Below are 13190 nucleotides of genomic sequence, written 5' to 3' on the forward strand. Positions count from 1 at the left end.
CGCCGCAGGACATTTTGCCGCAGGACATTTTAAGGATTCTTTATGTCCAGAAGGCTGTTTTCAAAAGCTAGGCTTTTGAGGTACTTTCGACCTTGGCAGCGAAGGCATCACGGTCAGGGAGAACTTCGAACACTCGATCCATGCTGGTCAGTTCAAACAGCATTTTGACCTGCTCATTGATGGAGCAAACGTAGAGCAGTTTATTGCAAGCTCTAACCTTTTTGAGGACGACAACTAAAATGCCCAAACCAGAGCTATCAACAAAAGTAATATCTTTGAGGTCGATCAAGAGCACATCCACTCCTTCCTCAAGCGCCATGTCCACTTCCTTCCGGAAGATTTCGGCTTGGGTACCGTCAAGAATGCCAGTGGGCTCAAGAATACGAATATTAGCTTCCATACGTTCCTCATAAATCTGCACGGGGGGTGCACCGCCAATCGATCAGGGCAAGTCGTTAACTAAGTGCCTACTGATGTAAGGTTGCCCCAGTTCTATCAAAATACACAGTTTATTGGCCGGGTTAAGACATATTTGCAGTATTTTTGCGTAGTTGAATGGCGACTGTACCCATTTGCAGAGCAGAGGCAGAAGGCTGACTACTGATGAGTATGGGCCCCAGGTGCTGGCTAAAAGGCTGAGTCGCGGCCTCGATGGCCAAGAGCCAAGGAAACTGCTGCTGCAATGATGGCAGTAAGGTTGGCCAGTCAACATATACCAACTCTGGCCCCAGCGCTGGCACCTGCTCGATCAAATCCATTAAGGTCGTTTGGTCGGCCAAGGCCCCTTGATTGACCTGCCGCAAAACTTGCTGCACCCCTGCTAGGGAGGTTGATAGCACTTCATAATTGTTCACGGTGGTGTGGGCCGCGATGACTTGAGTGGCTAACTGTAGCGGTGCGTTTTGACTGCTGCGATTGAGCGTCAACCGTGTCCATGTCGTGAGGGGCTGATCGTTGTAGGCTAGCTGATTGACGGTCAGTCCTTGGGCAGTGGCAAAATCATCAATTGCGGCAAAGTCTGAGGTTGAGGCTTCAGTAATTAAGGCCCAGTTAGGGTGATCGCCTGGCAGCAGCGCCAGGGCATAGTTGCCGGCCAGTGTTGCCGACAATTCCTGAGGGACGGCCTCTGGGGTGAACGACCAAGAACTCAACAGTGCCGCGATCGCTCGTTGAGCGATGAGATAGCCGCCAATATTGCTGCTAAGGGACTGTAATTGCTGGGATAGCTGATTGCCAGCGGTCACAAATAGCGCGTTATCGGGCACTAAGGACAAGGCTTCCGGCGGGTGGGTCGCTGTCGCTGAGGCGCTCGCGCTCGCGCTTGGTGTAGAGGACAACGGAGTGGTTGCAATGGCGACATTGCCCAACAGACCATCGGCTAAGGCTTGAAACGAAATAAACGCTAAATTAGCCTGCTGGCCGACGGGGTTGATGGGAGGAGTCGTAAGGGTTTCGGCATCGCCAAACCAAGCTAATAACTGAGGGATATTAGCCACTAGCCAACCCACTCGATTGGCGGGCAAGGTGGTGATAGCCGCGTGATAAGGAGCTGCCTTGACCCAGCTCACATCAGGAGCTTGATAAGTGGCGATCGCCTGACGCAAGACTCGCGCATCGTTGGCCAGGAGCACGTAGCGATCGCCGACCATGGTAGTCGCCAACGTCTCTAAGGCTAAGTCAGTGGCGAACCCTGAGGTCGGCGATCGCCCAATTGGCGTTAACGTCTGATCAGAAATCAGCGAAATGCTAGACACCGTTTCAAAGCGCAGGTTGCGCTGAGCTGCACGCTGTTGCCAAAGGCGATGCAGGGATTCGCGGGCCGCATCCGCGTCGCGACAACTCAGAACAACTAAATAGCCTGGTTGCAGGCCATTACTCGCATCGTAGTCCAAGTCAGCAGCCGTGATGGCTAAGGTCGCCTCTTCATCAAGCCAAGGACGGACATCGGTGTCATAGTCCCACCCCACTAAGTTCTCGAGGGATTGTTGGAGAGATTGCCATTCCTGTCGCACCTGAAAACGCTGGTTCGCGGGCGTTAAGAGTTGCCGCAGTTGCCACAGACGATCTGGACGGGCCAGCAAGGAAACCATCAAGGGCGACTGTCGGGGCACAAACTGAGCGGCTTGGGGTTGCGTTTGTCCGCCCTGAGTGAGCAACACCCGGGGATTTTGCGAGGTCAGCCCCCAAAAGCCCGCAATGCCAACCAAAAGCAAAATGCCAGCCAAGGCGGCGATCGCTGAATAGAAGGTGCGCGATTTCATAAAGTCCCTTTTACCGTGCGCTGGCCGACCGCCGATTGGACGAGCAGGTGCCACTGATCGTCAATAGTGTATTACTCCAGAGTGTATTACTCCAGCGGCCTGTTCTCGGCAAGTCTTTACAAGGGAATGAAGACGGACAATCCGCCGTAAGGCGAATTTCGCACTGGCGACCGAAATCGTCTGTTCAATATCGTCTAGATATCGTCGCCCGGAAACTCACGCCAAACCCCAATCAGCCGACCTTGGAGTTGTACTTGCTCGGCCGGAAAGGTCTGCACTGGATAATTGGGATTGGCGGGCACTAACTCAACGGTATTCCCTTCCAGGCGGAAGTATTTCAAGGTTGTGCCGTCGGGCACTTGGGCGGCCACAATCGTATCGGCACGTACCCGCTTTGGGTCTTGGATGGGGCGCAAGATCACCATGTCGCCATCGCAAATCATGGCATCGATCATGCTATCGCCGTTGACATAGAGTGCGTAATCGCCGGGTTTAGTCTCAAAATGACCCGGATTAAAGCGTTGCGTTTCGGCTTCGGGTTGGGCTTCGTTGACATAACCAGCGGCGATGCTGCCGTAGATCGGCACACCCTGGACATCTTGCAAGATTCTGATCGTGCGAGCACGACCTTCTTCCCAATCGATGTAGCCTTTTTTGCGTAGATGATCGAGGCGACTTTGAATCGGGGCGGGTGATTTTAGGTTCATTGCCCGCATCATTTGCCGAATCGAAGGCGAGTGCTGGTTTTCGCGAATATAAATCACCAACCAGTCATAGAGTTCTTGTTGCGCTTCAGTTAAAGGTTCCATTGCCGCCGTCCTCGGCTCAGCCGCTTTTGTATCAAGAACAACTGTACCAGCGAACCCTGGAAATGTCTACCTTTTGATCAAAAACGTGGGTCTTGGATAATGGCTGACCTTACTTGAGTCCCATTTGGACGCGCCACAGTCCGGAATATAGGTCGTCGCGCTCTAGTAGTTCTTCGTGGGTGCCCCATTCCACCAGTTGGCCCTGGGCCATGACATAAATGCGATCGGCGTTGCGAATGGTGGACAGGCGATGGGCGATCGCAATGGTGGTGCGATTTTGGGTGATGTGTTCCAGCGATCGCTGAATGGCGGCTTCGGTTTCGTTGTCCACTGCCGATGTGGCTTCATCCAGTACAAGGATGGGGGGATTTTTGAGAATGGCGCGGGCGATCGCCAACCGCTGCCGCTGCCCACCGGACAGCTTTTGGCCCCGCTCACCCACGATAGTGTCATAGCCCTGGGGCAGTTGTTGAATGAACTCATCGGCTTCGGCGGTGCGAGCGGCCTGCATAATCGCGTCACGGTCGGCGGCAAAAGTCCCGTAGGCGATGTTTTCGGCCACCGTGCCGTGAAATAAAAAGACATCTTGACTGACTAGGCCAATCGCCTGGCGCAAGTCCTGGGTGGCGAGATCGCGCACATCCAGGCCATCCAGGGTGATCCGTCCGGCATTCACCTCATAGAGTCGGAGCAGCAGTTTGACTAGAGTACTTTTGCCTGAGCCAGTTGCGCCCACGATCGCGACGGTATGCCCCGCCGGAATTTTGAGCGTCAAATTTTGCACTACGGGTCGGCGATCGCCATAGGCAAAAGTCACATCTTCAAAGCGCACCGCCCCTTTGACGTTGCTCACGGGGAGTCGTTGGTGCCCTGGATGGAGGGTGATGGGCAGATCTAATAGGTCCATCACGCGATTGGTAGAAGCCATGGCTCGCTGGTATTGATCGAGCGTGTCACCGAGGCGGGTTAGCGGCCACAGCAATCGCTGCGTGAGGAAGACCAAAACGCTATAGGTGCCCACGGCTAGTTGCCCATCCACCGCCATGAGGCCACCAAACACGAGCGTAGTGGTAAAGCCCAGCAAAATCAGCACGCGAATTAGCGGAATGTAGGCGGCGCTAAAGGCGATCGCTCGCTGATTGCTGAGCCGATAGGCTTCACTATCTTCGCGGATGCGCTCAATTTCATATCCTTCGGCGGTGAAGCTTTTGATGGTGAGAATACCGGACAAATTATTCGCCAACCGACTGTTAAGGGCGCTGACGTGCTCGCGGACGGCAGCGTAGCGTGGGGCCAGGAGCTTTTGAAAGGCGATCGCCCCCCAGACGATAAACGGCATTGGGATAATCGCCATCCACGCGACCGAGGGGGCCAACGTGAGGAACGCCCCCCCGACCAAAATGATGGTCGTGATGACTTGTAAGACTTCATTCGCCCCGACATCGAGGAAGCGTTCGAGTTGGTTAATGTCGTCATTCAGCACGGCCATCAGACCGCCGGTGCTGTGGTCTTCAAAATAGGCCAGATCGAGATCTTGCAAGTGACTGTAGGCTTCCACGCGCAAATCGCGCTGCATGGTCTGGGCCAAATTGCGCCACAACACGGAGTAAGCGTACTGAAAGGCGGATTCTAGCCCCCAGGTGACAATCGTGAGGGCCGTGAGCACCAAAAATTGGCCGCGAATGCTGGCGACGCCTAAACCAGCGAGCCAGGAATCTTGTTGTTGCACGACGACATCAACGGCCAGGCCGATGAGCACGGGGGGCGCTAAATCAAAAAACTTGTTGCAGACGGAACAGATGCTCGCGAGCCAGACTTGGCGACTGTAGCGGCGACTGTAGCGCATCAGTCGTTGTAAGGGAGGGGAAGAACTCATAACGGGCTGGCTCAGTTAGGAAACAGCGGCGAGGCCGGCTGTATGGAAACAAGGCGCGATGGGAGATCGCGCCGATCAACCGTCCGATTGCCGATCAGGCAACCTCGCGGCAAGTAAAAATCCTAACAAATATCAAAATTTACTGAGCTGGTCAGTCTCCGACTGAGATCACAGCCGCCTGGTGATGGCGGCTATGCCCCTGCGTGATGCTAACGAGGGCTGACGCCGACGATGAACACGCCTATTGGTCAGCGATCGTCGCTGTGTCTGCTGTTTTAATCCATAGCCGGTTACGTAAAAAGCTCCAATGATGAAATTTGATCGCCGCCAAGTTATCCATACCCCTGAGTCGAAGACCTCTGAATTAAATCAACAGCAACGATTTGAGCCGGGGGAACAAAAACGCAAAACGCTCCATGAGCACACTGATCCCTGGCAGCAACAGCCCTGATCACTCGGTCGCGTTCGCTGGAGCAGCTGGCCCCTCACGACTGCCAGAGGCTGGAGCCGTCCTATCCGTTGCGGTCGGCGGATCTGGCAACTCGATCGCCAGTTGGTAGATCGCTCGCTTGCTGTAGGTGGTGTTCTGCGCGAGTTGACGGCTGGCCTGCGATCGCGAGAGTCCCTGCGCCAACAAATCCGTCAGCCTTGCCGTCAGTTCCTCAACGGTCAGAGGCGGCGTCTCGGAAGGCGGTTTGCCCGCAATCACCAGCGTGAACTCCCCTTTGGGCGAGGTGATGGTGTAATGGGCGATCGCCTCGGCTAGGGTGCCGCGCCAAACTTCTTCAAACTGTTTGGTGAGTTCGCGGGTGATGGCCACCCGGCGAGTCGCTTCAAATGGCCCTTGCAAATCCTTGAGGGTCGTCAGCAGACGGTGGGGCGCTTCGTACAGTACGAGCGTCCGCGATTCTTCTGCAAGTCGGGCAATGTGGTCGCGGCGATCGCGCCCCTTGGTCGGCAAAAAGCCATCGAACGCAAAGGGTTGAGGCGGCAGTCCTGAAATACATAGCGCGGTAATCGCGGCAGTCGCCCCCGGAATCGCCACCACCGCAATCCCCTCCTGAGCGCACGCTTCCACCAACTCAAAACCGGGGTCGGAAATTCCCGGCATACCCGCATCACTGACGAGGGCAATATCTTTGCCGTGCTGCAATTGCGCCAGCAACTCGGATAACCGTTTGCGCCAGTTGTGGGCGTGGTAGCTGGTTTGGGGCGTCTCAACTTGAAAATGATGCAGCAGCTTACCCGTGTGGCGAGTATCTTCAGCGGCGATCAGCGCCACTTGTTTGAGGGTGTCGATCGCTCGAAAGGTCATATCCGCCAGGTTGCCGATGGGAGTGCCGACGATATAAAGCGTGCCCTTGCCGTTGAGATCCGTCACCGTTTCGCCATCCTGCTTGCTGTGCTTCAGAATAAACCCAGTCGTTCCTGCATGATTCAAAAATGCCTAAAACTGGCGTCTTTGTCGGGCTGATCACCCTCGACTGCATTTATCAAACCCACTCGGCCTTGCAACCGAATGAAAAGCAAGTGGCTGAGGAGGTGCTGCTAGCGGCGGGTGGCCCGGCGACCAATGCCGCGATCGCCTTTAGCGCGCTGGGCGGCCACGCGAAATTGGTCGGCGTCTTGGGACAACATCCCCTCGCCACAGTCATCCGCGACGATCTGGCCCAGCACGGTGTCGAACTGGTGGATCTGCTGCCTACGGTCACAACGCCGCCCCCGTTTTCGTCCATTTTGGTGAATGTCGCGACGGGCGATCGCGCCGTGATTTCTCGCAATGCGGTTGATCGACCCCAGCCCCAAACCTTGCCGACCCAAAACGTGCTCGCCCCAGCGGACTGTCTGCTGGTCGATGGTCACCAGATGTGGCTGGGTGAACAGCTAGCCAAAATGGCTCAGTCGCGCCAAATTCCTGTGGTGGTGGATGGCGGCAGTTGGAAGGCAGGCTTTGAACAGGTGTTACCGTTGGCCACAGCGGTGATTGCGTCGGCCAATTTTTCCCCACCAGGGCAGGGCACTGAGCGAGCGGCGATCGCCTATCTGCGATCGCTGCAAATTCCCCAGGTGGCCGTCACGCGGGGCGATCGCTCGATTCTCTACGCCACGGCCACTGAGTCGGGTGAGTTGGCAGTGCCAGCTATTCAGCCGGTGGATACGTTGGGCGCAGGCGATATCTTTCATGGGGCTTTCTGTGCCCAGTCTGCCGAGCGGGCGGATTTCCTCGTCGCCTTATCGGGGGCGGCGCAAGTTGCCGCGATCGCCTGCCAATCCTTCGGCACTCGGCGGTGGATAGCCCCCCTGAGCGGGATGCCTTCGCAACCTTGAGGCGACTCACCCCCAGGCCCATCCATTCGGTCAGGGCGAGGGCAACGGGCTTGTGGAGAAAACCTTTGCTTTTGGGAATTAAGCGATCGCAGATTCGATAATCGTTAGATAATCTCTACGTTGCTGCATCGGCGGAGTGTGTTCGTGAAGTATTTTTTCCTCTCTGAGGGCTGGACGACGGGGCGAGTTTGGGAATTTGGGGGGCTGTGGGACGAATTTGCCTGGCAGCGCAAGCCCGACCTGCAACAGATGCCGCTGAGCATTGTGGAAAATGGCGAAACCCTCTGGCTGTACCAGGTCGAAGATGCGGTATTGATGGTGGAAGTACGCCCCCTAGCCGAATCGACGAAAACGATTGGTCAGGTGGTTTTGAAGCGCTTGATCGGCGCTGAGCAAGTATTAGACCGACTGTGTGTGGTGGAGCAAGCGGGCAGCGATCGCGCCGCCGGCAACGGCACCGCCGTCAGCGCGAAATCGCCCCATCCAACCAGCTGACACTGGAGCGCTTAGGAGCGGTTAGTGTCGTTCATGCCAAGACGCGGGCGCGATCGCCGCTGTCAGCCATGCCCACTCACCGACTCGGCCTAATCGTTGCCCATGCGCTGAGACCAAATGCGGGTCGGTAGCCCCCACACGTAGATAAAGCCCTCAGCGGCCCGGTGGTCAAAGGAGTCATCGGCCCCGTAGGTTGCCAAGGCCTCACTGTAAAGCGCATTTTCCGCCTGACGTCCGACAATCATGGCGTTGCCTTTGTGCAGCTTAATGCGAACTACGCCGGTGACGTATTCCTGGGTGTAGTTAATAAACGCATCCAGCGCCGACTTGAGGGGGCTAAACCAGAGCCCGTTGTACACCAAGCGGCTGTAAGTTTCTTCCACATCCCGTTTGTACTGGGTGACATCGGCGGTCAGGGTCAAGCTCTCCAGGTCGCGGTGGGCGGCAATCAGCAGCAACAAGGCTGGCGCTTCGTAGATTTCGCGCGATTTGATGCCGACCAACCGATTTTCCACCATGTCGATGCGACCAAAGCCATGCTTGCCCGCAATCACATTCAACTCCTCGACTAGAGCAGTTGTGGTCATTTCTTGACCATTCAGGCTCATGGGTTCGCCATTGTTGAAGCCAATTTCGACATATTCCGCCTCGTCAGGGGTATCGGCGATCGCCTTCGTCATGGCAAACACATCCGCCGTCGCTTCCGTCCAAGGATCTTCGAGCGGGCCAGCCTCAATGCTGCGGCCCAAAATGTTGTAGTCAATGCTGTAGGGCGACGACTTTTTGACCGGAAAAGTAAGACCAAACTGCTCACCGTAAGCGATCGCCTCTTGGCGGCTCATGCCCCACTCGCGAGCCGGAGCCAACACCTTGAGGTCTGGATTTAGGCCGCCAATCGCCACATCAAACCGCACCTGGTCATTGCCCTTGCCCGTACACCCGTGGGCCACCGCATCGGCATTACACTGAGCCGCCGCATCGACTAGCAGTTTGGCAATGAGGGGCCGCGCCAGCGCCGTCGAGAGCGGATACCGATTTTCGTACAGGGCATTCGCCTTGATGGAGGGAATGGCGTAATGCTTGACCAAGGCTTCTTTCGCATCCACGACTAGGGATTCTGATGCGCCTGCCTTCAATGCCTTTTGGCGAATGGGTTCCAGGTCTTCGCCCTGCCCCAAATCAGCCGCCAGGGTAATGACTTCTTTCACCCCAAACTCATTCTTGAGATACGGAATGCACACCGTCGTATCCACACCACCGGAATACGCTAAAACAACTCTTTCTGCTCGACCCATTGCTTTTTACCAAGTGAAACTCACAAGCTTTACATTTTTGCAGACAAAGGCCCATTTGACTGCCTCCGGCTCACAGATTTTCGGCTACAGGTTGCCACCCACGGGAGAATCTGGGCCGCAGAGAAAAAAGTGCCCCATAGCTGGCCGACTCATCCTGCACTGACCAACTCACCCCAGCGATCGCTCCGCCTCTTAAAATAGATGGGTGTGACATTCAACAGGTTTGCAAACCACTATGCCAACGCTTCAAGAAATCGCCGCCTACGCCCAAGACAGTGCTCAAAAGCAGGGCATCCACAAGTACGACGTGTACGGCTCCACGGTGGATGAGACCAGCGTGCAGGTCGATCAGGGCGAGCCCAAGCAAGTCAAGGCGTCGCAGCGGGCCAGCGTGATTGTGCGGGTGTGGAACGAGGAAGGCTTGGTGGGCGTCACCACGACCACCGACGTGGATCCCAACGGCATCAGCTTGGCCCTGCAAACGGCGGCAGACGCCAGCACCTTTGGCGCAAAAGAGCATATCCCCGACTTTAGCCCCGAAGCTACGGCTCCCCTCGCCGCAGTGGACTATGAGACGGTGCCCGCTAGTGATGTGCAAGACCTGATCAAGACATTGGTAGATGCGGAAAAGGCCGTATTAGAGGCCCATCCCGCGATTGTATCGGTGCCCTACAACGGCATTGCCCAGCGGCAAATCGATCGCTTTTATCTCAACAGTGCCGGGGCTCAACGGCGCGAAGAGCGGAGTTACGCCTCGCTGTATCTATATAGTAAGACCGAGCAGGAAGGGAAAAAGCCGCGATCTGCGGGGGCGATGCGGGTCGAGCGTGGGCTGCCCCAAATTGACGTGGAGGCCTGCATTCAGGAAACGGTGGAGAAAACCCGGAGCCATTTGGACTATCGCTCCATTGACTCCGGCAAGTATCCGGTGGTGTTTTCCGCCGAGGCCTTTTTGAGCCTGCTGAATGCGTTCTCTAATTTGTTCAACGCCCAGAGCATTTTGGATAATCGCAGTTTGTCCACCGCAGAGTCGCTGGGCACTCAGATCGCAGTACCGTTGTTGACGGTATTTGATGATGCCCTGCATCCCGAAAACGTCAGCGCCGACACCTTTGACGGTGAAGGCACCCCCACCCGTCGCCTACCAATTATTGAAAACGGCGTGCTGAGCAATTTCTTGCACAGTGCCGGCACGGCAAAACGCATGGGAGCGCAGCCCACCGGCCACGCCAGCATTGGGGCCAAAGTCAGTGTGGATGCCAATTTTTATCACGTGATGGCGGGACAGCCCTCCGATCAAGCGCTGAGCTTGGAGACGGCGGAGAACGTGATTTTCATTGATGATGTGCAAGCCCTGCACGCGGGGGTGAATGCGTTGCAAGGGTCTTTTTCGCTGCCGTTTGATGGCTGGTTGGTGAACCAGGGCGAAAAAGTCAGCATTGATTCGGCGACGGTGGCGGGGGATTTTCGCGAATTGCTGAAGTCCATCGTGCAGGTGGAAGCGGAGTCTGAAATCACCCCTGGCGGCATCTGTCCCCGGATTTGGGTGGAATCGCTGTCCATTACGGGCGAGGCGTAGTCGTCGTTGCGGATCAATTAGGATGAAACCCCCTCATCCCCTAACCCCTTCACCCAGAACGGGCGAAGGGGTTAGGGAAGGCTTGTCTGGGTTCGCCCTCGCCCATTTTGGAACGAAGGCGGCCATAGGATAAGGGAACCAGTTTAGCAACGCCGCGTAGTTTCCTGGGTTTCTGTGGCCAGTTGATCCAGCCCGGCCAGCACTTGCTCAGCGGTGGCCGTCCAGCCGACGATGCCGCCCTGAGCCCTAACCATGTCCAGCGTCGCTTGTTGAAACTCGGGGAAGTAGCTGGCGGTGCCGTCTTCAACTAAGAGGCATTCGTAGCCGCGATCGTTGGCTTCGCGCATGGTGCTCTGCACACAAACTTCGGTCGTCACGCCGGTAAAGAGCAGGTGGGTGATGCCCTGTCGTTGCAGGTTGGAGGCGAGGGAAGTGGCGTAGAAGGCTCCTTTACCAGGTTTGGCGATCACCGTTTCGTTGGCCTGAGGGGTCAGTTCGGGAATGATGCCGTTGCCCGGTTCGCCCAAGATCAAGATGCGGCCCATGGGGCCAGGATCCCCAATTTTGAGGTCGCTGTGGCCGCGATCGCGCTTCGCCGGGGGACAGTCGGACAGGTCGGGATGATGCCCTTCGACCGTTTGAATAATCAGCCAACCGCGATCGCGAAACGTTTGCTGGAGCTGTTGTACCGTCGGCACAATTTTCCGGAGGGGCGTCACGTCATTGCCCAGGGCGTCGCCAAAGCCCCCCGGTTCCAGAAAATCCCGCTGCATGTCAATGATGATGAGTGCTAGGCGATCGCCCGTGGGTAGCGTGTAGTCATAGGGCTGAGCCGCAATGTGAGCCATCGTCTTTCCTCTCCGACAGGTCGCCAGTTATAGCGGCAACTATAGCAAGCGGCAACGACCGCCCGAACAAAAAAACTGATTTGTTGCGCTTAGCTCATCTCCGAGAGCCTGATGCGCGGATCGACAAAGGTAAGGGCGATATCGGCCAACAGGTTGCCGATAATCAAAATCACTGCTCCCATCATCAGACTCGCCATCACCAAATATAAATCCTGCGCTTGTACGGCTTGCAGAATCAAGCGTCCCAGCCCCGGCCAGTTGAAATAGTTTTCGGTGATAAAAGCGCCTGCAAGGATATTGGCGAACTCGAACCCCAGCAGCGTAATCATCGGGTTAATAGCGTTGCGCAGAGCGTGGACGTAAATCACCCGCTCCTCCGGTAAGCCCTTGGCGCGAGCAGTGCGGATGTAGTCTTGCCGCAGCACATCCAGCAGTTGGCCGCGCATGATGCGCTGCAATCCGGCATAACTGGTAATGCTCAGGGCCAGGGTGGGCAGCACCAGATGCCAGGCCACATCAAGGATTTTGCCAAACCAGTTCAGGTCTTCGTGGTTGATGCTGGTGATGCCGCCAATGGGAAACAGGGGCGCGGTGATCTGCGCGAAAAACAGCAGCAGCAAGCCGGTAATGATGGTGGGAATGCCCTGGCCGATATAACTGACAACCCGCAGCACCTGGTCAAGCAGTTGGTTTTGTTTGACGGCACCGACAATGCCCAGGGGAATCGCGATGCCCCAGGTCACCACAATGGACGAGATCGAGAGCAGCAAGGTATTGGGAATGCGCTCCCACAACACCTCGGCGACGGGTCGCTGATAGGCAAAGCTGGTGCCAAAGTTGAGGCTGCTAACGACCTGCCACAGCCAGCGGAAGTATTGCTCCCACACGGGGCGATCAAGGCCAAACTGCTGTTCTAGCTGTTGAATGGTTTCGGGAGAAATCTGGGGATTTTGGCGGTAGAGGTCTAAGAAATCGCCGGGCGACAGCTGAATAATGAAAAAGCTGAAGATCGAGGCGAGAAATAGGGTTAACAGCGCCTGCACAATTCGCTTGAAAATGTACAGACTGGTTTCGCTAGTGAAGAAGTTTTGGGCAAGTTGCCAAACTTCGACGGGCGATCTCTGGGGGCGGGTCGGTTGAGACGGAGTCATACAGCCAAAAAACGCAGAATGCCCTCTATGTTAATACTGCACCAAGCTGATCACGGGTACCGACGGTAACTTTTTACGGCCCCCGAGGTCAGCCAGCTCCACCACAAAGCCAAATCCCGCCAGCTCACAGCCCGTTTTGGTGATCAGTTCCGCGGTGGCGATCGCGGTGCCCCCCGTGGCAATCAGGTCATCTACCACAATTACTCGACTGCCCGGAGAAAAGGCATCTTGGTGCAGTTCGAGACAATCGGAGCCATATTCCAACTCGTATTCAGCGCGGTGGATCGGGCCGGGTAGCTTGCCGGGCTTACGCACTGGAGCAAAGCCGACGTTGAGGCGATCGGCCAACGGCATGCCAAAGATAAACCCCCGCGACTCGATGCCCACCACATAGTCGGGCTGTAGCTCGCGACAGGCGGTTTCCAGCAAATCAATCGTGTGCTTCAGCGCGCCCGGATTGCCCAACAGCGTCGTAATGTCTTTGAACGAGATGCCCGGTTTCGGAAAGTCAGGAATTTCGCGAATGACCGACTTGAGATCCATAGTGA

The 13190-nt window shown here is 56.3% G+C and carries 12 protein-coding genes; 3 read left to right on the forward strand and 9 right to left on the reverse strand.

Going from position 1 to position 13190, the window contains the following annotated elements; all coding sequences use genetic code 11:
• Positions 1-67: 67 nt before the first annotated feature.
• The 5 genes from JUK32_RS18985 to rsmI form a co-directional block, all read right to left on the reverse strand.
• On the reverse strand, positions 68-400 hold the full coding sequence (locus tag JUK32_RS18985) for an STAS domain-containing protein (protein WP_204140435.1): 333 nt from the start codon (positions 398-400) through the stop codon (positions 68-70).
• A 121-nt stretch (positions 401-521) separates the two neighbouring features.
• A complete protein-coding gene (locus JUK32_RS18990; RefSeq protein ID WP_204140436.1) occupies positions 522-2261 on the reverse strand; it encodes a DUF3352 domain-containing protein in 1740 nt (579 codons plus the stop codon).
• A gap of 194 nt (positions 2262-2455) precedes the next feature.
• Positions 2456-3070, reverse strand: coding sequence for a transcriptional repressor LexA (gene lexA, locus JUK32_RS18995; RefSeq protein WP_204140437.1), 615 nt, complete (start codon positions 3068-3070; stop codon positions 2456-2458).
• Between the two features lie 109 nt (positions 3071-3179).
• Positions 3180-4946, reverse strand: a complete 1767-nt coding sequence (locus JUK32_RS19000) for an ABC transporter ATP-binding protein (protein WP_204140438.1) — start codon at positions 4944-4946, stop codon at positions 3180-3182.
• A gap of 451 nt (positions 4947-5397) precedes the next feature.
• On the reverse strand, positions 5398-6327 hold the full coding sequence (gene rsmI, locus JUK32_RS19005) for a 16S rRNA (cytidine(1402)-2'-O)-methyltransferase (protein WP_375541588.1): 930 nt from the start codon (positions 6325-6327) through the stop codon (positions 5398-5400).
• A 62-nt stretch (positions 6328-6389) separates the two neighbouring features.
• Between rsmI and JUK32_RS19010 the strand changes: the two genes are divergently transcribed.
• Together JUK32_RS19010 and JUK32_RS19015 are read left to right on the forward strand one after the other, a co-directional pair.
• Positions 6390-7274 (forward strand): PfkB family carbohydrate kinase, encoded by an 885-nt coding sequence (locus tag JUK32_RS19010; protein WP_204140439.1) that lies wholly within the window; start codon positions 6390-6392, stop codon positions 7272-7274.
• A gap of 144 nt (positions 7275-7418) precedes the next feature.
• Positions 7419-7769, forward strand: a complete 351-nt coding sequence (locus JUK32_RS19015; protein WP_204140440.1) for a hypothetical protein — start codon at positions 7419-7421, stop codon at positions 7767-7769.
• Positions 7770-7858: 89 nt separating this feature from the next.
• On the opposite strand, the gene JUK32_RS19020 is transcribed toward JUK32_RS19015, so the two are convergent.
• A complete protein-coding gene (locus JUK32_RS19020; protein ID WP_204140441.1) occupies positions 7859-9064 on the reverse strand; it encodes an argininosuccinate synthase in 1206 nt (401 codons plus the stop codon).
• A 235-nt stretch (positions 9065-9299) separates the two neighbouring features.
• Between JUK32_RS19020 and JUK32_RS19025 the strand changes: the two genes are divergently transcribed.
• On the forward strand, positions 9300-10643 hold the full coding sequence (locus tag JUK32_RS19025) for a TldD/PmbA family protein (RefSeq protein ID WP_204140442.1): 1344 nt from the start codon (positions 9300-9302) through the stop codon (positions 10641-10643).
• A gap of 143 nt (positions 10644-10786) precedes the next feature.
• Here the strand turns inward: JUK32_RS19025 and JUK32_RS19030 are convergent, their stop codons facing one another.
• From JUK32_RS19030 to JUK32_RS19040, 3 genes are all read right to left on the reverse strand, one after another.
• A complete protein-coding gene (locus tag JUK32_RS19030) occupies positions 10787-11491 on the reverse strand; it encodes a cysteine hydrolase family protein (RefSeq protein ID WP_204140443.1) in 705 nt (234 codons plus the stop codon).
• Positions 11492-11580: 89 nt separating this feature from the next.
• Positions 11581-12642 carry an ABC transporter permease gene (locus JUK32_RS19035; RefSeq protein WP_204140444.1) on the reverse strand — a complete coding sequence of 354 codons (1062 nt, stop codon included), beginning with the start codon at positions 12640-12642 and terminating at the stop codon, positions 11581-11583.
• 30 nt (positions 12643-12672) lie between these two features.
• Complete coding sequence (locus tag JUK32_RS19040; RefSeq protein WP_204140445.1) at positions 12673-13185, reverse strand: adenine phosphoribosyltransferase; 513 nt, start codon at positions 13183-13185, stop codon at positions 12673-12675.
• Between the last annotated feature and the right edge of the window lie 5 nt (positions 13186-13190).

The sequence above is a fragment of the Halomicronema sp. CCY15110 genome, assembly GCF_016888165.1.
Taxonomy (GTDB): Bacteria; Cyanobacteriota; Cyanobacteriia; order Phormidesmidales; family Phormidesmidaceae; genus Halomicronema.